The organism is Vibrio sp. THAF64, assembly GCF_009363455.1.
Lineage (GTDB): Bacteria > Pseudomonadota > Gammaproteobacteria > Enterobacterales > Vibrionaceae > Vibrio > Vibrio coralliilyticus.
This window is the reverse complement of record NZ_CP045355.1, coordinates 95,044-111,845: the sequence shown is the minus strand read 5'-3', so window position 1 is coordinate 111,845 and position 16,802 is coordinate 95,044. Positions and strand designations below refer to the sequence as shown.

18 protein-coding genes are annotated in these 16,802 nt (G+C 48.6%); 5 read left to right on the top strand and 13 right to left on the bottom strand.

Annotated elements, in window-relative coordinates:
- Positions 1-9: 9 nt before the first annotated feature.
- The 4 genes from cysQ to FIU99_RS00500 form a co-directional block, all read right to left on the bottom strand.
- Positions 10-837, bottom strand: coding sequence for a 3'(2'),5'-bisphosphate nucleotidase CysQ (gene cysQ, locus FIU99_RS00515; protein WP_006957188.1), 828 nt, complete (start codon positions 835-837; stop codon positions 10-12).
- A 26-nt stretch (positions 838-863) separates the two neighbouring features.
- Positions 864-1,412 carry an ADP compounds hydrolase NudE gene (nudE, locus tag FIU99_RS00510; RefSeq protein ID WP_006957191.1) on the bottom strand — a complete coding sequence of 183 codons (549 nt, stop codon included), beginning with the start codon at positions 1,410-1,412 and terminating at the stop codon, positions 864-866.
- Between the two features lie 131 nt (positions 1,413-1,543).
- Entirely contained in the window at positions 1,544-2,131 is a 588-nt protein-coding gene (gene nfuA / locus FIU99_RS00505) for a Fe-S biogenesis protein NfuA (RefSeq protein WP_006957194.1), read from the bottom strand.
- Between the two features lie 93 nt (positions 2,132-2,224).
- The gene (locus tag FIU99_RS00500) at positions 2,225-2,929 is read right to left on the bottom strand and encodes an amidophosphoribosyltransferase (protein WP_006957196.1); all 705 of its coding nucleotides are present in this window, start codon (positions 2,927-2,929) and stop codon (positions 2,225-2,227) included.
- Positions 2,930-2,987: 58 nt separating this feature from the next.
- On the opposite strand from FIU99_RS00500, the gene bioH reads away from it, so the two are divergent.
- A complete protein-coding gene (gene bioH / locus FIU99_RS00495; protein WP_006957197.1) occupies positions 2,988-3,785 on the top strand; it encodes a pimeloyl-ACP methyl ester esterase BioH in 798 nt (265 codons plus the stop codon).
- Positions 3,786-3,894: 109 nt separating this feature from the next.
- Positions 3,895-4,365 (top strand): hypothetical protein, encoded by a 471-nt coding sequence (locus FIU99_RS00490; RefSeq protein WP_006957199.1) that lies wholly within the window; start codon positions 3,895-3,897, stop codon positions 4,363-4,365.
- A gap of 73 nt (positions 4,366-4,438) precedes the next feature.
- On the opposite strand, the gene FIU99_RS00485 is transcribed toward FIU99_RS00490, so the two are convergent.
- A complete protein-coding gene (locus FIU99_RS00485) occupies positions 4,439-6,766 on the bottom strand; it encodes a Tex family protein (protein WP_006957200.1) in 2,328 nt (775 codons plus the stop codon).
- Between the two features lie 245 nt (positions 6,767-7,011).
- Between FIU99_RS00485 and FIU99_RS00480 the strand changes: the two genes are divergently transcribed.
- Positions 7,012-8,892, top strand: a complete 1,881-nt coding sequence (locus FIU99_RS00480) for a RimK/LysX family protein (RefSeq protein ID WP_006957201.1) — start codon at positions 7,012-7,014, stop codon at positions 8,890-8,892.
- 35 nt (positions 8,893-8,927) lie between these two features.
- Here FIU99_RS00480 and greB read toward each other — a convergent pair whose 3' ends face one another.
- Positions 8,928-9,404, bottom strand: a complete 477-nt coding sequence (gene greB, locus FIU99_RS00475; protein WP_006957202.1) for a transcription elongation factor GreB — start codon at positions 9,402-9,404, stop codon at positions 8,928-8,930.
- A gap of 183 nt (positions 9,405-9,587) precedes the next feature.
- Between greB and ompR the strand changes: the two genes are divergently transcribed.
- Positions 9,588-10,307 carry a two-component system response regulator OmpR gene (gene ompR, locus FIU99_RS00470; RefSeq protein ID WP_006957204.1) on the top strand — a complete coding sequence of 240 codons (720 nt, stop codon included), beginning with the start codon at positions 9,588-9,590 and terminating at the stop codon, positions 10,305-10,307.
- Positions 10,308-10,377: 70 nt separating this feature from the next.
- Positions 10,378-11,688: a two-component system sensor histidine kinase EnvZ gene (envZ, locus tag FIU99_RS00465; RefSeq protein ID WP_006957205.1), complete on the top strand. Its 1,311-nt coding sequence runs from the start codon at positions 10,378-10,380 to the stop codon at positions 11,686-11,688.
- A 53-nt stretch (positions 11,689-11,741) separates the two neighbouring features.
- Here the strand turns inward: envZ and FIU99_RS00460 are convergent, their stop codons facing one another.
- The 7 genes from FIU99_RS00460 to gspH are packed head-to-tail and all read right to left on the bottom strand — an operon-like array spanning position 11,742 to position 16,789.
- Positions 11,742-12,503 (bottom strand): type II secretion system protein N, encoded by a 762-nt coding sequence (locus FIU99_RS00460; protein WP_006957207.1) that lies wholly within the window; start codon positions 12,501-12,503, stop codon positions 11,742-11,744.
- Positions 12,504-12,509: 6 nt separating this feature from the next.
- Positions 12,510-13,001: a type II secretion system protein M gene (locus tag FIU99_RS00455; RefSeq protein WP_006957208.1), complete on the bottom strand. Its 492-nt coding sequence runs from the start codon at positions 12,999-13,001 to the stop codon at positions 12,510-12,512.
- A 10-nt stretch (positions 13,002-13,011) separates the two neighbouring features.
- Complete coding sequence (gene gspL, locus FIU99_RS00450) at positions 13,012-14,226, bottom strand: type II secretion system protein GspL (RefSeq protein WP_006957209.1); 1,215 nt, start codon at positions 14,224-14,226, stop codon at positions 13,012-13,014.
- Positions 14,189-15,214 (bottom strand): type II secretion system minor pseudopilin GspK, encoded by a 1,026-nt coding sequence (gene gspK, locus FIU99_RS00445; RefSeq protein WP_006957211.1) that lies wholly within the window; start codon positions 15,212-15,214, stop codon positions 14,189-14,191. The genes gspL and gspK overlap by 38 nt, the downstream gene beginning before the upstream one ends.
- The gene (gene gspJ, locus FIU99_RS00440; protein ID WP_006957213.1) at positions 15,204-15,857 is read right to left on the bottom strand and encodes a type II secretion system minor pseudopilin GspJ; all 654 of its coding nucleotides are present in this window, start codon (positions 15,855-15,857) and stop codon (positions 15,204-15,206) included. The genes gspK and gspJ overlap by 11 nt, the downstream gene beginning before the upstream one ends.
- The gene (gene gspI / locus FIU99_RS00435; protein ID WP_006957215.1) at positions 15,844-16,197 is read right to left on the bottom strand and encodes a type II secretion system minor pseudopilin GspI; all 354 of its coding nucleotides are present in this window, start codon (positions 16,195-16,197) and stop codon (positions 15,844-15,846) included. The genes gspJ and gspI overlap by 14 nt, the downstream gene beginning before the upstream one ends.
- The gene (gene gspH / locus FIU99_RS00430) at positions 16,187-16,789 is read right to left on the bottom strand and encodes a type II secretion system minor pseudopilin GspH (RefSeq protein ID WP_006957216.1); all 603 of its coding nucleotides are present in this window, start codon (positions 16,787-16,789) and stop codon (positions 16,187-16,189) included. Before gspH ends, gspI begins: the two co-directional genes overlap by 11 nt.
- Positions 16,790-16,802 lie beyond the last annotated feature (13 nt).

The following is a 16,802-nucleotide window of genomic DNA, read 5'->3' as shown; positions in this document are numbered from 1 at the left end:
TTAGTTTAGCTAGTCTTTCACTTGGAGGATTTCGTCCCAAGGTAGGCGTTCATCGCCAAGAACGATGAAGTTAGGGTTTTCCAGCGTCTCACGCTCATTGTAGGACAGAGGTTCAAGCTGAGTACTTAGAATCCGGCCACCCGCCTCTTCAACAATACACTGAGTCGCCGCGGTATCCCATTCCCCAGTAGGTCCAAGACGCAGATAGCAATCCACCGCGCCTTCCGCCACTAAGCACGCTTTAAGCGCCGCAGAGCCCAATGGTACCAAGTCATAATTCCAACCACTGCTCATGCGACTAGTAATACGATTGATGTCTTGGCGACGGCTGATCGCAATCGCAATTGGGTGCGCCTGACCATCGTGATTGTGGGTCTTAATCCGCACACTTTCGTCCATGTCTGGGATTTTCCATGCCCCTTTATCTTTGTAGGCATAATACGTCACGCCAGACACTGGGCCATACACCACTCCCATTATCGGCTGATGATTCTCAACCAATGCAATAATAGTCGCGAAATCGCCGCTACGAGCAATAAACTCCTGTGTCCCGTCTAACGGGTCCACCAACCAATAACGGCTCCATTGCGAGCGCTTATCGAGGCTGATATCAGCGGCTTCTTCCGATAACACGGGAATATCCGGCGTCAGATCGGAGAGCTTTTCCATGATCAGTTTATGTGCTGCGATATCCGCACTGGTCACCGGTGTTTCATCACTCTTGGTGTAGGCTTGGTATTCTTTTTTCTCGTAAATATCAAGAATTAGCTGACCTGCCGAGCGGGCAATATCAATCACGGCAGGCAAATGGTGGGAAAGGTCTTCTGTCATTGGCATAGTCAATCCTTCACGCTCTACATTGATTATGGTTTTAAGATACGTAGAGCAAGCATCAGCGCGGTAATACTGCGCGCCTCACAAAAATCGAGGTGAGTCAGAAGCTCTTCTGCCTGGGCAAGTGGCCAGCGAATTACTTCCAAAGGTTCAGGTTCATCCCCTTCTAATTGTTCTGAGTATAGATCCTCTGCGATAAACAGGGTCATTTTGCTCGAGAAATAAGAAGGCGCGAGCACCACATCTTTCAATGGTGTCAGCTTGTTGGTCCCGAAGCCGATTTCTTCTTTCAACTCTCTGTCGGCAGCTTCTGCTGGCGACTCTCCAGCATCAATCAACCCTTTAGGAAAGCCGAGTTCATAACGTTCGGTACCTGCGGCATATTCGCGAACCAGCAATATATCTCCCTCTGCGGTTACTGGCACCATCATCACCGCGTTACGACCACTCGGTTTCATGCGTTCGTAGGTGCGTTCAACACCATTGCTAAAGCGTAAATCAAGCGCTTCAACGGCAAACAATTTGGATTGAGCTACAGTTTGTTTTGCCAGAATTTCTGGTGGGTTCCGTTTAGCCACTTGCTTACTCCTTAGCCGTAGAGGAAGTCTTTAATATATGAGAAAACTGTCATGTTTGAAAACAAAAAAGGGCTGACTTTTTCGTCAACCCTTTGTATTGCATATGGTTAAATCTGTTATTTATCCAGTTATCAGTAGTAAGAGTGCTCACCACGGTCATGCTCAGTCGCATCGCGAACTGCGCTCAACTCGCCCTCAAACTGTTGCAGCAGTTCTTTCTCGATACCTTCTTTTAGTGTCACATCAACCATAGAACAACCGTTACAACCACCGCCAAAGGCAACAATCGCGATACCGTCTTCAGTGATTTCTACCAGATTGACGTGACCGCCGTGCCCTGCTAGTTGAGGGTTTACCTGAGTTTGAATCACGTATTCAACACGCTCAACCAATGGTGCATCGTCAGACACTTTACGCATTTTCGCGTTTGGCGCTTTCAGCGTCAGCTGAGAACCCATTTTGTCTGTCACGAAGTCGATTTCCGCGTCTTCAAGGAATGGCAGGCTCAGCTCGTCAACGTAAGCAGAGAAACCTTCATACTTGATCTCAGTATCTGTAGCTTCAATCGCTTCAGTTGGGCAGTAAGAAACGCCACATTCTGCATTTTGCGTCCCCGGATTCACAACGAATACGCGGATGTTCGTCCCTTCTGGCTGTTGGCTCAAAAGGTTGGCAAAGTGTTTCTGGGCATTTTCAGTAATAGTAATAGGATTTGACACGACGAATACCTGAGTAAATTTGTAGGCTATTTGAGCACCATTTTACTCCTGATTTTCGCAAGATCTAGCCTTTTAGATCAAATCAGAGACACTTTAGCGGCTAGAAGGTTCAGGAGTGCGACAAATGCAATAAATATCAATGGTTTTCACTCCAGCATCAAGCAATAATTCACATAATTGATGTACTGTACTGCCCGTAGTTAACACATCATCGACAATAGCGACATGCTCGGCATTTATCGACTTTCTTAGATGAAAAGCCTGACGCACATTCTCCTTACGCTGCTTTTTATCCATTCCTTGTTGCCTTTCCGTTGCACGCTTTTTCTTAAATAGAGCCTCACAAGGCACATCCAGCTCTCGACCAATTTGCCATGCCAGATGCTGACTTTGGTTGTAGCCACGATAACAGTAACGACGCCAGTGCAAGGGGACAAAAGTAATCAGGTCTGGTCGAGTGTCGATGCGTGACACCAACAGCAAAGACAAGGTTTTAGCCTGCCAGTACTGACCTTCGTACTTAAGTCGGTGAACGTAACTCGATAGCGGCGGTTGATAGTCTCCGACACAATACAAGTGCGTCCACAATGGCGGGGCAACTAAACATTCCCCACACATTTCGACGTACTCAGAGGTCACCAAGCCACATCGTCTGCAGCGAGGAACTGGCGCAAAACGTCGCAGACAGAAACAGCAGAATAAGGGGTGCGCCGCTTGCGATCCGATCGCCATCTGGCACAAATCGCAATGACTGGGTAACAGGTAGGCTGTGTGTTTCTTAATCCAATCGGTTAACATGGCGCTCAATATCTGACAACTAGATAATTAACTTACCGCTTTAAATCAGGTGTAAAGGATGGAAAACGTGGCACAGAATGAGATCAAACCAACAACGCCATATTGGCAGTCAACAGGTCAAGGTGACGATTTGGTCTTAGTTCATGGGTGGGGGATGAATGGTGCTGTCTGGCATCAGGCCGTTGAGCAGTTAAGCCAGCATTTTCGCGTGCACGTCGTTGACCTACCGGGGTTTGGCCACAGCCATCAATTACACTTCGAAACGATGGAAGAGCTCGCGCAACAGGTTCTGCACAGCGCACCTGACAATGCGATTTGGCTCGGCTGGTCTTTGGGTGGCTTGGTGGCAACACACATCGCGATTCATCACCCAGAGCGCATAACCAAGCTAATCACCGTTGCTAGCTCACCTAAGTTTTCAGCAGAAAAGCGCTGGCGTGGAATCCAACCCCAAGTTCTGAGTGCGTTCACCGAGCAACTAGTAGATGATTTTCGCGTCACCATTGAGCGATTTATGGCGTTGCAAGCAATGGGCAGCCCTTCTGCTCGCCAAGATGTCAAAACCCTCAAGCAAGCGGTCCTATCTCGCCCTGAACCGAACCCTCAGTCCCTGCTCGCAGGCCTACAGCTGCTTGCCGATGTGGATTATCGCCAAGCGCTACTCGATGTCTCAGTGCCTACCTTGCGTTTATACGGACGCTTGGACGGGCTAGTGCCAGCCAAAGTTGCGACTGATGTCGACACACTGATGCCGACCAGTGAGAGTTATATGTTTGGCGCTTCATCACACGCACCATTTATGACCGAACTTAATGAGTTTTGTCAGCAAGTTACCCGATTTTCGGCTGGTAGATAAAAATTATTTTATCCGATACGCTAAAATTTTGACTATAAAGGCCGATAAATAATCGAGCCAAGAAAACGCTGTTTTATTGCATTTTCTGGCTGGGCGTGAGGAGGTTAAAATGCTCGTATCACCTACGAACGTAAGTGTACCGCTGATCGCCCCATCGGTTAATGTGCAAACGGAGCAGGCAGCCAGAGACAATAAAGTCCGCGAGCCCGTCACTCCCACTGTAGCGTTAACCAAAAGTAACGCTGAACGTAAAGTCAAAGCCGATGATAAAAGGCGACGACAATCCTCTTGGGATCCAGCTGAGCACCCGAGCTATGAAGCCAGTGAACAGGAAGAAGTTAAAGCCACTTATCAGGAAGATCCAAAAGATACGCTCGAACGGATTTTCCAGCTGATTGCTCTGGACAGCTACAGCGAAGATCAGGGCAAGGGCTACGCAATGCGCTTTCGGTTACCAAGGCACATAATCGATGCGGCGATAACTGAAGGCAAGATGGCCAAGCGCAGAACCGTAATCAAGTTTCACTACGGTGATGCGGTTGCACCCAATACACCTTCAGATGTAATTGCGGTGTTGTAGTACCTAAGCATAATGATTAGGAAATACCGAAAAAAATCCCCGCAATTGCGGGGATTTGTATTTCTAACCGAGACTATTTCTTGGCTTTAGCAAAAGCAGCGGCAAATGCCCCGCCCATTGCACCATTTGCTGGCTCTTCACGACGACGTTGGCCACCTTTGTTGCCTTGGCTCTGACGTTGTTGACCACGTGGCGCAGAAGAACGCTGAGAGCGGTTATCTTGGCCCGGCTCATCATTAAGACGCATAGACAGACCAATACGCTTACGCTGAATATCCACTTCCATCACTTTGACTTTAACGATATCCCCCGCCTTCACGACTTCTCTTGGATCAGAGACAAATCGATCGGTTAAAGCCGAAATATGCACTAAACCATCCTGATGAACGCCAATATCAACGAAAGCACCAAAGTTCGCCACGTTGGATACCACGCCTTCCAGCACCATACCCGGTTCGAGATCCGACACTTCATTTACGCCATCGGCGAACGTTGCGGTTTTGAATTCAGGACGAGGGTCACGTCCCGGCTTGTCCAACTCTTTGATAATATCGCTGACCGTCGGAACACCAAAATTGTCATCGGTGTAGTCCACAGCATGTAAGCCACGCAGGAACTGAGTATCGCCAATCAAGGCGCGAACGTCTTTACTGTTTTTCTCCGCGATTGCTTTCACCACAGGGTAAGCCTCTGGGTGAACCGATGACGCATCCAGCGGGTTCTTACCATCCATAATACGGAGGAAACCAGCACACTGTTCAAACGCTTTTGGCCCAAGGCGGGCAACTTTCTTCAGTGTGGTACGTGCTTCAAACCGGCCATTCTCATCACGGTAATCAACAATGTTCTGCGCAATAGTGCTCGACAGCCCCGCCACTCGCGTTAACAAAGCAGGAGACGCCGTATTCACATCAACACCAACAGCGTTTACACAGTCCTCAACAACCGCATCCAGACGCTTAGCCAGCATCGATTGGCTGACATCGTGTTGATACTGGCCAACACCAATCGATTTAGGGTCGATTTTCACCAGCTCTGCCAGTGGGTCTTGCAGACGACGAGCAATCGACACGGCGCCACGCAGTGACACGTCCAAACCCGGGAACTCTTTGGCCGCCAGCTCAGACGCCGAATAGACGGACGCGCCCGCTTCACTGACCATAATCTTCTGCACTTTGAGGTTATTTCGCTTAATCAGATCAGCGACAAAGCTGTCAGTTTCACGCGAAGCCGTGCCGTTACCAATAGCGATTAGGTCGACATTGAACTGCTGTACCAGCTTCGCCACCACCTGTGCCGATTTGTCATACTGTTTTTGCGGCGGATGAGGGTAGATGGTTTCCGTGGCTAACACTTTACCAGTTGAGTCCACCACCGCGATTTTCGACCCCGTTCTCAAGCCTGGATCGAGGCCTAATGTGGCTCGTGGACCTGCAGGAGCCGCCATTAACAAATCTTTCAGGTTTGTGGCAAACACTTCAATCGCTTCGATTTCAGCACGCTCTTTCATCGCTCCCATCAGCTCAGTTTCCATGTGCATCGACACCTTGATGCGCCACGCCCAACTGATCACTTGCTTACGCCACACATCCGCTGGGGCTTGGCTAAGTGAAATACCGTAGTGATCTGCAATAATGGTTTCGCAATACGACTGGCGAGCCCCCTCTTCTTGTTCTGGGTCAGCATTCATCGCCAATGTTAAGAAGCCTTCATTACGGCCGCGCAACATGGCTAGTGCACGGTGTGATGGCACCTTGCTTAAGGCTTCATTGTGCTCAAAGTAATCTTTGAATTTTTCGCCTTCGTGCTCTTTACCTTCCACAACGCGAGCCACCAGCTCTGCGTTACGGTTAAGGTGCGCACGAATTTTTTCCAGCAGATTGGCATCTTCAGCAATGCGTTCCATCACAATGGCACGCGCGCCATCAAGCGCCGCTTTCGTGTCTGCAACACCTTTGTCTACGTCAATGTATTGAGCCGCTTCTTGCTCCGGCTCCGTCTGCGGTTCGTTCCACAATTTGTCTGCCAGCGGTTCCAAACCAGCTTCAATCGCAATCTGGCCTTTGGTGCGGCGCTTAGGCTTGTACGGAAGATACAAGTCTTCAAGGCGAGTTTTACTGTCCGCCTGATGGATTTCAGTTTCAAGCTCAGTCGTCAGTTTGCCCTGCTCCTGAATGGATTTCAGAATCGTCTGACGACGATCATCCAGTTCACGCAGGTAAGAGAGGCGGCTGTCGAGATTACGCAATTGGGTATCGTCCAGACCACCTGTCACTTCTTTTCGATAGCGGGCGATGAATGGCACCGTGTTGCCATCATCGATCAGATTAACAGCAGCGGTAACTTGCTCAGTGCGAACATTCAGTTCTTGAGCAATCATTTGACAGATAGCTTGGCTCATCCGTTGATTCTCTTAATTCTATAATGTGAAGGAGTTTGTCTGTTCTAGAGATTGGGGCAAATCATGGATTTTGCAATGTTTTAAATCTTGACCGGAAAAAATCACCGCCTCCTGATAGACGCGGTGCACATTTGTGTCAAAACTGCAGTCGCAATTGAAATATATTCATTATATTTAAGTAAGTTATACCTTTTCGAGTTACTTAATAAGTATCGATACTTTGATTTAGTTTGGGAAATTATTGCATGAAGAAGCTCTCTTTGATTCTGACTTTGACAGGCGCCCTAATGACCGCCCCACAAGCTTGGTCTGAGACCCTTTCCGCCACCACACAAAACCCAGCCTATCAGGTGGACAACGAACTGATTCTGGGCCGCATCGAGAACGTCTACTACAACGATATTCCAGAACTCAAAGGCGTACCCTTTATGGGCAAGATTGACACCGGCGCTGATACCACCTCGATTCATGCTGAAAACATTCACCTCACCAGCACGCATCCAGACTTTAAAGATTTGACCGATAATGACCTGCTATGGGCGGTGGTTAACGACCGACGTGAAAACAAGCTGAAGAGAAATACAGAAACCTACTTGTCTTATCAGGTCACTATTGCCTTTACTATTCGCCACCCGTATACCGGTGAAGATATCAATATCAAAGACGATCTTGAACGCATCAGCATCATCCGCAGCCGCACCAGTAAAAAACCTATTCTTCGTCCAGCGGTAAGAATGCCACTAACAATCGGCGGCCGTACCGTGGAAGCCATGATTAACCTCACCAAGCGCAGCCAGTTTTCGTCGCCCATCCTGATTGGTAAAACCTTTCTTGAAGATAACGCTTGGGTGATGGCAGGTTATGATTACCTGCAAGAGCAACCTCGTGCTCAAGTTATCGGTAAAAAAGAAACCGTAGAAGTTGACGGCATGCCCTATAAGGTGAGTGTCGCAACCACCAGTCGTTACTCCAACGCCCATGCTGTGGATGTAAAAATCGACAAAAAGGCTCAATCAGTATCGTTCAAGTTGGAAGATGAAAAGGGCGAGCGTAAAGCCATGACTCTGCCATTAATCCGTATTTTGAACACCAGCAATGGTGAGCGTCCACTGGTTTACCTACCAGTCAAGCTCAATCAGAATCGCACTCAGCATTGGCTGGTTTATTTACGTGACCGCAGCCATTTAAGCAGTCAGATCAGCCTTGGACGAGATGTCGCCAGCGAACATTTCGTTATCGATACCGATAGCGAAAACCTGCTCAAAAAGGCCGATACCAGCTTCAAGACTGCCCTCAAGTCTGACCCATTGGTGATCTCTCCCAAAGAGACTATCACCATAGACCAAGAGTTCAGCATTCCTGCGCAACCTAGTTTTATCGTTAAAACTCCACTGCTGAGAGTCAAAGAGTTTGAGCTCAGTAAGAAAAGCGGTAAGGAACAGGTCAGTTTCACGCTTGAAAACAGCCAAGGTGAAATGAAAACGGTGACGAAGCCTGTTCTTCGTAAACTCAAAGTCGGTAAATCCGTTCGTCCGGTTGTCGAGGGCGTATTCGAATTAGGAGACAAGAAACGAGAACTCGAATTTGCTATCGATAATCTTGGCAAAAATGACACTAAGCCTTTCTTCGTCATGGGCCACAGCATGGCGAAAAGCAGTGTACTACTCAACACCCGCACAGAGGATCTACTCAGCCCAAGCCCACTGTTCAAAGCTGGTCACATTGAAGTTGTTCAGGTGGAAGATCTGGCTTTTCCGGTCAAGCTCGACACGGGAGCGGATGTCAGCTCAATCAATGCCACAAACATCAAGCAATATCAGAAAGATGGCAAAGATATGGTGACGTTCACCTACGAAAATGATGTCGGGATGAAACAGGAATTCACTCGAGAAGTAGTCGATGTGATGCGCATTACAGCCAAGAAAGGGGAAAAAGCCAACGTGCGCCCTGTGGTTGAAATGCGAGTCAGGCTGGGAGAGTTGGATAAGATCATTCGCGTTAACCTGCAAGACAGAGGGCGATTCCACTACAGCATGATTCTGGGCAAGAACTTCCTCAAATACGGGGCAATTGTCAGCAGTGATAAGGACTACATCATTACTGAAAAACCGGACTACGAAAAATAAAAGACAAGTGCCGCGCTGCTCTGCGCGGCACCATTTCAACCGGTATAACAAATACTGTTCACAAACCACTCTTTCTCGCCTTCCGGCGTTTTGACACTGAATTCGTCATCCACTTCTTTCTTTAGCAGAGCTCGCGCCATTGGCGAGTCAATCGAGATGTAATCTTTGGCGCCACCATAAATCTCATCGGGGCCAACAATGCGAAACTTTTTCACTTCTCCGGCTTCATTTTCCACTTCGACCCATGCACCAAAAAACACTTTCCCTTCCTGCTGCGGAGCGTAATCGACCACTTTAACCTGCTCAAGACGCTTGCGTAGATAACGTACTCGACGATCAATTTCACGCAGACGTTTCTTATTGTATTGGTAATCCGCATTCTCTGAGCGATCCCCCAAGCTCGCCGCCCACGTCACTTTTTTGGTCACTTCCGGGCGCTCTTCTTTCCATAGAAAATCGAGTTCTTTTTTAAGTCGGTCAAAGCCTTCGCGTGTGATTAGGTTTGTTTTCATATTTCTGACGCTAGTGAATTGAATATGGCGTATACATTAGCTAAAAAGGACTTAAAAAGGTAATAATCGTTAACAATTCTTTGCGCCACTTTCATCAGAACAATGTTACATTCTGATTCGTGAAAAAGGGCTGCACAGCAGCTCTGTCAAAGCGCTAGCTTATTTAATAGGTGGAATCATTACATGCAAGAAAATCACAAGATCTTAGTCGTTGATGACGATGCACGTTTGCGTGCATTGCTGGAGCGTTACTTGTCTGAACAGGGATTCCAAGTACGTAGTGTTGCTAACAGTGAGCAGATGGACCGCCTGTTAACCCGTGAAAATTTTCACCTGATGGTATTGGATTTAATGCTGCCAGGCGAAGATGGCCTGTCGATTTGTCGTCGCCTGCGTAATGCCAACAGCACCTTACCGATCCTTATGCTCACCGCAAAAGGGGACGAAATTGACCGAATCGTCGGCCTGGAAGTGGGCGCAGACGACTACCTACCAAAACCATTTAATCCACGTGAGCTACTGGCTCGCATCAAAGCAGTACTGCGCCGTCAGACAACTGAGCTGCCGGGCGCACCGAGCTCAGAAGAGTCAGTGGTCGAGTTCGGTGAGTTCAGCCTAAACCTAGGTACACGTGAAATGTTCCGCGGCGATGAGGCGATGCCTCTAACCTCGGGCGAATTTGCAGTACTTAAAGCACTAGTGACCAATGCCCGCGAGCCGATGTCACGTGACAAATTGATGAACATGGCCCGTGGCCGTGAGTATTCCGCGATGGAACGCTCCATTGACGTACAGATTTCACGTCTGCGCCGTATGTTGGAAGTCGACCCGAGTAAACCTCGCTATATTCAAACTGTGTGGGGCTTAGGTTACGTGTTCGTGCCAGACGGTAAAGAAGCATAATTGCTCACCTGATGAGAGTGCGAGACTATGTCTCGCACTTTTTGTTTTCACCTCTATCAAGGCCGCCAATATGCGTATTCGCAGTTCCTTTACTCAATCGATTTTTATCTTTCTGACCTTATTGATTGCCAGTCAGGTTTACTCCTACTACGCCGTATTTAACTATGCGTTGATGCCGAGTTTGCAGCAGTTCAATAAGATCCTCGGCCACGAAATCAATCTGATGCTCGATGATTCTGCTGCCATAGAAGGCGGCTTGCAGATGGATGCCCCCTTGAGACGCAGAGTTCTGGAGCAGTTAGGTGTCACCATTCATGCCGACGATAGTCCAATAGCGGATGAGTATTATCATGCGGTCAGTATTGATCTCATGAGCGAAGAGATGAGTAAAGAGCTCGGTTCACCTACCGATGTGCGCATGATGCTGGGATCCGAAAGTTACATTCTGTGGATGAAAATCGATTCTTTGCCCGGCTCTCTGCTGCGTATTCCGCTGTCTGAATTGCAGGAAGAAGACTTTGCGCCACTATTTCGCAATAGCTTGATTATGGCGTTACTGATTGTCGCTGGCGGCTGGCTTTTCATCCGTTTACAAAACCGACCTTTGATTGCTCTGGAAAAAGCCGCTAAAGGTGTTGGTCGAGGGGATATTCCTCCGCCTTTACCAGAGAAAGGCGCGACAGAAATCCGTTCGGTAACGCGAGCATTTAATCAGATGTCAAAAGGCATTCAGGCTCTGGAAGAAGACCGCGCACTGCTGATGGCGGGCATCAGTCATGATTTAAGAACGCCTCTGACACGCATCCGTCTTGCCACTGAAATGATGTCACCGGAAGACAGCTATCTGGCTGAAGGTATCATCAGTGATACCGAAGAGTGTAATGAGATCATCAGCCAGTTCATGGACTACCTAAAACCGGTCAATAAAGAGTCATTCATCGAGGTTGATCTCAATGAAATCGCCAATGATATTGCGACTTCAGAGGGTGGCTACGAAATTCAAATTGAAACGGAGTTGCAGCAACCACTTAAGGTCACTAATGGTAGCCCGATAGCGATTAAGCGAGCGGTGAGTAACTTAGTAGTTAACGCAATACGCTACGGCAATGGCTGGGTCAAAGTCAGCACTGGCGTAACCGCGGACAACAAGTTGGTCTGGGTGTGCATAGAAGACAATGGCCCGGGTATTGAACAAAGTCAGATCGGTAAGTTATTTGAACCTTTCACCCGAGGCGATACCGCACGTGGTAGCGAAGGCACAGGCCTTGGGCTAGCGATTGTGAAACGTATCGCCAGCCAGCATAACGGCAATGTAATCATCAATAATCGTAGCGGTGGTGGCTTACGGGCGCAGATCAGTTTTCCGACTGCCGGCAAATAATTACTAAAACAAAAAGGGGCCGAAGCCCCTTTTTTTAATGAATTTCAACAGCCTTAGAGGCGCCCTTGATAAGTAAACTGATAACGACCTTCAGAGTCTGGCGTTGGTAACCATTTCAGTTGTTCTGCCAATGAGCCTGGAAACTCGTTGCCCGGTTTAAACCAAGCCGAAGCCTGATAACTGCGATTGGCTTGCATCACAACTTCCGCCGCACTGCTCACCTGTTGACTGTTTTGATCACCTTTCAGTGTGATCTGGCTATCCTGACAACTAAAGTCGACCACAACTGGGCCAACGCTCAGCTCATCCAATGGCGTAATCACTTTATCAGTACTCCATACCACTGACCCTTCACCAGTCTGGCAATAAGGCACGGCATACACCATCGACTTAATACTCAACTCAACCTGCCCTGTCAGTTCAACAGGCACTGGCATCGGAGGTGTCAGTTCGAGGATTTTTTCAACCGGTAATGAAGCGATCAGATTCTCGGCATAAGGGCCCGACATACTGTAGCCTACAACACCGCGTCCAGTGACTTGCATGTCACTACCTCGACCAAAACGGACCTGTGCTTCGGCTTTGCCCGTTAGAAGTTTCAGTGGCGCCAATTGCCAATGCAAAGCCCCTAACTTCTGTCTTTGCCAACTAACACCTGTGGCGCTGCCATCCCAGATGGTACCTGAAACACCACTAATCACTAACTGCGGTGGCAATGGTAAATAGTTCAGCACAACCTGAGCGGGAACATGCGCCACAGCACTGACTAGAAAGACCATCACCAGCGCCAAACTGAGCAGAATGACTCTTTTCACTTCGCGTTATCCTTTAACAAACTGTAGGCGCTTGACTTCAACCGTCCCATCTTGCTCACCTTTATCAATATCCATAAAGGTTGCTGAGACACCATGCTTTTCCTGCAGGAACGTCATCCAATCAATCAGGCGGTTAAATGGCATCGGCTGAACCCAAACCTGCAGTTCCTCGCCACGCGGCTGGACCCTGACAAGCTCTGCACCAAAACGTGAAGCCGTTGAAGAAATGGACTGGTTAAGTGGCAAGCTCGACGACGCTACTCCACCCTGAGCACGCAGTTGGCTGATATTGTCTGCTTTGTCTTTCACCCAGTTGAGCAGTTGTTTCTCACTCTGGATACGATTCGTTGCCATTTCGGCACGCTGACTGACTGGTTGCAATATGCCCCAGTAGATCACACCCAAAAACAGCAGTACCGAACAAGCGATTAATAAGCGCTGCTCACGCTGGCTAGTGCCAACCCACCACGTCTGAAGTGAAGATAATAATTGTTTCATCAGCGGCTCCCTATAAACGCTTAAGCACAAAGGTGCCGTTAACTAGAGTCCCTGATTTACTCAGTTGTCCCTGCTCAACTGTAAATTGACCCGACATCAGCTCACGCGCTTTTTCAAACGTTTGGAAATCATTACTTTGCGCCTGAAGCCTGACTTCGCCACGAGTACTGTCGTACTTGAAGCTAGTGAGCCTTAGGCCCGGTACCTGCTTCATCACTTGAGGCATTTTCACCATCCATTCCAGAACTGAGTCACCACTACCGCCACCGGACAGTCGGCTCTCCTCTCGTTCCATTTCCCGTTTTAGATAGGTGACGGTCGGAATTTTGTTCTTGCTGGTCACTTGGCGGAAAATACGTTCACTTTCCTGACGATAGGCATTGGCTTGCGTTTCAGCACTTTGGATTTGCAGCCAGTTGTCGACACTGAGAATGGCAACCAAAACTCCTGCTGCAATCGCTGCTTTACGCCACACTTTGAGATGACGACCAAAAGACGATTTCGGCTTAAACTCACCAGACAACAGGTTGAGCTTACTTTTGACAGCTTGTTCAGAAAGCAGCTGCATGACCAACTGTGGTTGTTCATTGTGCCATTTTTGCTCATCCGCCAATGTCAGCTCTGGTAAGTGTGAGTATGCCTGAAGTGGCAGGTACTCCTCCTCTTGCTTCACCCAGTCAGACTGAGCCAAAAGCGGCAACCAAGCTAGTTCAATACTTACCGCACTGAACTGACCTTTTTTCACTAACCACTGGCCATCCAGCTCTACTGCACTCAAACCTGACTCTTCAGCGACAGGCAAAGCCAATGCGTCAGGTAATACCTTACGCACCGCGAAGCCAAGCTGTCGCATGTCAGCCAATATTGATTCCAGCCAGCTGTAGTCAATACCACAGACATACGCCTGATTGGCTTCCTTTGCCAAGACAGTAAAGTGCAGCTCGTCGACATCCTGCGCCACATCGTCTTCCAACATGAATGGCAGCATAGAATCAAACTGACGATTCGCGCCTGCTGGGACTTCCAACTGAGTCAGAACCAGATTGGCTGCAGACACCAGTACAATAACTTGGCGCCCTTCTGCGTAATTGGCAAGCTCGGCCAAATCCTGGTGATCTTGCAGTTCACCGCTCGCTATCACTTCCTTTTGGCTTTCTGACCAAACCAGCCATTGAATCGCTGCTGTTTTACTTTTGCTCAGCCGAACGATTAGAAACTCGTTCACCGATCCCTCCAAAGCGACGGCGTATTACCGTTGCAGTTTCTCTATTATTACTAAACAACAGGCTGCGGATTCGCACCCTGGATTTATCCACCAGCACCTCAGCATCGAGCTCAAAATACACGCTGTCGACACTCAGGTAACCTTTGACCTGCTTTTTAACATCCTCGCTCAAACCACTCAGGTCCGATTCAGCGAGAAAGTCATCCGTTGACGCCCATCCATCGGGGCCACGGTTTTCCAAAATCTGTTTTGCCTGAGACGAACTCAGATTCGGATAGAACATTGCCGCCAGCAGCGCTGCATGCTCGGGCGCAATGGTATTCACATTAAGACGAAAGTCAGAAGTTGGCAGCGCGCAAATCATCGGGCTGACTTTTTCCATCACTTCGCCGCTAACCTGATTTACTGATCGTAACTCACTGCTGTCGGCCAACAAGGTATTGGCACTCAAATATGCAGGCGATAAACCTTCGTAATGGCTGTCTTCGACACCCGATGATGAGTTAACTGAATCATTGCTATCCACAAATTCCCACAGCGACTGGGCGATGGTTTCTGCTTCGTAGTTGTCCACCTGCAGCTCTTCAAGCAGATTCTGAAACTTTTCTACCAAGAAGGGTAACTGTGCAGACCCAGCGGTTTGTTCCACATCAGACAACGCATTGATATTGAAGCACGCCTGAGCATCATGCAACTTGCCACTAACTGTGCCATAGTCCAATGGCATGCTATCCAACTCTTGAGCCCAAGGCTGGGATAGATTGATGCTGTCATCGTTGTCTTTATAGCTTTGTTCAATACCGTACTTAGCCAGCGCTTCAACACCCAAGCTGTACCAGTACGCTTGCTGATAATTGATTTGGCTGCCAGCACGCTTGAACTGACTGAACAAACGATCGGCCATACTGGCGGCGATACTGACCATAACCGCTAAGAGCAGCAAAATTACAATCAGGGCGACACCGCGCTGAGGACGTTTAGCTGCCATCGCTTTTCTCCTCAGAACCGCCAATCTCACCACCCGCTGTCATATAAATGCGTTCAATCTTGCCGTAATCTTCCAGTTCAAGTTCAACCGCTACTGCCTGAGGCAACATGGCTTTCTTATCCCACTCTTTTTTCCAGTCGGAGCCGTCAAAGAACTTCACATTAAACTTTTCCACTTTGTCGATCAGCGGCATCGCTATTCCCGCTTGCCCTGCGGGCGTATCAGCATAGCGCCACCAGACACGTTCAAGCACGTCATCCTTTATTCGGTAGCCTACTTTACTCACTTCACCACGCGGAAACTGCTGCTGCGGGTTATGCCAGCCTAAACGGGTAAACATGATCCCGTTGGCATCGGAATCCAGCAAATACTCTTTCCACTGCACCAACAGGCCATTGGACTCCTCACCATTAGTTCTAGTCTGGCGTAGAGCCATCTGACGAAAGTCGCCATCCATAAACACTAAGGCACGTTGCAGCGTTTTCAGTCGCTCACTGCGTTCCATGGACAGCTCGTTGCTGCGCTGTACTTGATTCAGCACCTGATAAGCGCCCACGCTTAAGCTGGCAAAGATGGCAATCGCCACCAGAACTTCAATCAGAGTGAAACCGCCCTGAGAGGCCGATGTTTTACTTCGCCACATAACTTCTTACCGTAACTACTGGCGAACTTTTTTCACTGGTGGCCACCTTGACATCAAACGCCTGCAAAATATCACCGGCCGTTTCAACAGGTTCTATAGACCAGAACCAATCGCGCCCAGCCAATTCGTCTTTGCCTTTTTTCTTGCTCGGCTTGCTGCCTGCCAGCATCACTTTAGCCATCTGGTTATCCGCGACTAACGCAGCGAAGGTTTTTTCTTCCAGGTAATTTAAGGTGTTGATATGTTGACTGACGGAACGAATGGTCGCGATCGCGGCAGTAGCGAATATTGCCAACGCAACCAACACTTCCAGTAACGTCATACCCCGTTTAGCTTTCATCTTCGCTTTCTCCCGGAGCCAACAACACTATCTGTCCATTTTCTTTTGCCACTACTTTCCACGCATCCTGCTCTTCATCACCTTGCTCAGGATAAATGGCAACAGAAAATGGCGTCACTTCACCACTGGACACAATAAATACTTGTGGCGGACGCAGCTTTTTCTCTTCTTTGTACTCAGCAAACATATCTTCATCAAACAGGCTTCCCGGCTTAAACAGACGATCATCATCGCCCCACGCGCCACCACCCATAGTCAGCGTCACGGCTACCGATTCATTCAACTTCGTTTCGTAAGGAATCTGGTCGATATTGAGTTTCTGCCAGCCTTCACTTTCCAGCGACATCAAGTAGTAGACCGATTTCTTCTCATCGACGCGCAGACCGAAATCTCGGCCACTGAGCATCGCTTCTTCATTGAGTAGCATTATTCGCTGAAAAAGAGACTCGGCCTGCTTCTTTGCTACATCTTTTGAGCTGGTCGGTAACGTGGAGATCACTGCCACAGAAGCAAGGGACACCAGTACCAGAACCAGTAAGATTTCCAGCAGAGTAAAGCCAGTACGAGAGAGAGTTGGGTAACCTTGACGCATAGGAAAAAGAGGG